Origin of the sequence: Streptomyces humidus (genome assembly GCF_014649655.1) — a bacterium.
Taxonomy (GTDB): domain Bacteria; phylum Actinomycetota; class Actinomycetes; order Streptomycetales; family Streptomycetaceae; genus Streptomyces; species Streptomyces humidus.
Genome location: NZ_BMTL01000116.1, coordinates 1 through 1,928, shown reverse-complemented (window position 1 = coordinate 1,928; position 1,928 = coordinate 1). Strand labels below are relative to the sequence as shown.

1 protein-coding gene is annotated in these 1,928 nt (G+C 71.3%); it reads left to right on the top strand.

The genetic code is table 11. The annotated features are described in order from the left end of the window. On the top strand, positions 1-1,928 hold a 1,928-nt coding region (locus tag IE239_RS41280), incomplete at both ends, for a type I polyketide synthase (RefSeq protein WP_190154580.1).

Below are 1,928 nucleotides of genomic sequence, written 5' to 3'. Positions count from 1 at the left end.
CCGGTGCTGGCGGTGATCCGGGGCAGTGCGGTGAACTCCGACGGGGCGTCGAACGGGCTGACGGCGCCGAACGGTCCGTCGCAGCAGCGGGTGATCCGGCGGGCGCTGGCGAACGCGGGTCTGACGCCGGCCGAGGTGGACGTGGTGGAGGCGCACGGCACGGGCACCCGGCTCGGCGACCCGATCGAGGCCCAGTCGCTGCTGGCCACGTACGGGCAGGCGCGTTCCGCCGACTCGGACGAACACCCCCTCCTGCTGGGGTCGTTGAAGTCGAACATCGGGCACACGCAGGCCGCGGCGGGGGTGGCCGGGGTGATCAAGATGGTGATGGCGATGCGGCACGGGGTGGTGCCCCCGACGCTGCACGTCGACGAGCCGACGCCCGCGGTGGACTGGACGTCGGGCGCCGTCGAGCTGGTGACCGAGGCTCGGCCGTGGCCGCGGACCGGACGCCCGAAGCGGGCCGCCGTGTCCTCCTTCGGGGTCAGCGGCACCAACGCGCATGTGGTGGTCGAGGAGGCGCCGGCGGCCGAGGAGGTCCCCGGCGAGGCTGCAGTTCCGGATGAGGTGTCATCCGGGGTTCCGGTGGCGGTGGTGGTGTCGGGTCGGTCGGTGGAGGCGTTGCGGGTGGGGGCGGGGCGGTTGGCGTCGGTGGTGGAGGGGGGTGCGGGTGTGTGGGATGTGGGGTGGTCGTCGGTGGTGTCGCGGTCGGTGTTCGAGCATCGTGGTGTGGTGGTGGCTGCTGGTGGTGGGGAGTTGGCGGCGGGGTTGCGGGCGTTGGAGTCGGGTGAGGGGGCTGTGGGTTCGGGTTCGGGTGTGGTGTCGGGTGTGGCGGGTGAGGGTGGTACGGCGTTCTTGTTCTCGGGGCAGGGTGCTCAGCGGGTGGGGATGGGGCGTGAGTTGTATGCCGCTTTCCCGGTGTTCGCGGGGGCGTTCGATGAGGTGTGTGCGGGTTTTGAGGGGTTGTTGCCGGGGTCGTTGAGGGATGTGGTGTTCGGGAGTGGGGGGTCTGGTGGGTCTGGTGGGTTGGGTGGGTTGGGTGGGTTGGATGAGACGGGGTGGGCGCAGCCGGGTCTGTTCGCGGTGGAGGTGGCGTTGTTCCGGTTGCTGGAGTCGTGGGGTGTGGTTCCTGATGTGGTGGGGGGGCATTCGGTGGGGGAGTTGGCGGCTGCGTGTGTGGCGGGGGTGTTGTCGTTGGGTGATGCGTGTCGGGTGGTGGCGGCTCGTGGGCGGTTGATGCAGGGGTTGCCTGCGGGGGGTGTGATGTGGGCGGTGGAGGCGTCGGAGGGTGAGGTGGCGGGGTTGTTGGCGGGGTTGGAGTCGTCGGTGGGGATTGCTGCGGTGAACGGTCCGGGGGCGGTGGTGGTGTCGGGGGAGGAGTCGGCGGTGGGTGAGGTGGTGTCGGTGTTGCGGGGGCGGGGGTGCAGGGTGAGTCGGCTGGCGGTGTCGCATGCGTTTCATTCGCCGTTGATGGAGCCGGTGTTGGAGGAGTTTGCGGGGGTGGTGGAGTCGGTGGTGTGGCGGGAGCCGGTGATTGCGGTGGTGGGGGGTGATCGGGTGTGTTCGCCGCGGTATTGGGTGGATCATGTGCGTGGTGCGGTGCGGTTCGCTGATGATCTGGGGTGGTTGGCGGGGCGGGGTGTGCGGCGGTTCGTGGAGGTGGGGCCGGATGCGGTGTTGACGGCGATGGGGCCGCAGTGTGTGCCGGACGGTGTGTTCGTGGCGTTGCAGCGTCGTGATCAGCCGCAGGCGCGTACGGCGGTGACCGCGTTGGCGCGGTTGCACGTCGACGGACACACCGTCGACTGGACCCGCGTTCTGCGGGCGGGGTCTGCGTCGCGGACCGTGCCGGAGGCCGGGGCCGGGAGCGCCGACGGGGCCGCGACCGGATCCGCGACCGAGGTCCGGGCCGCGGCCGGGGCCCCTGG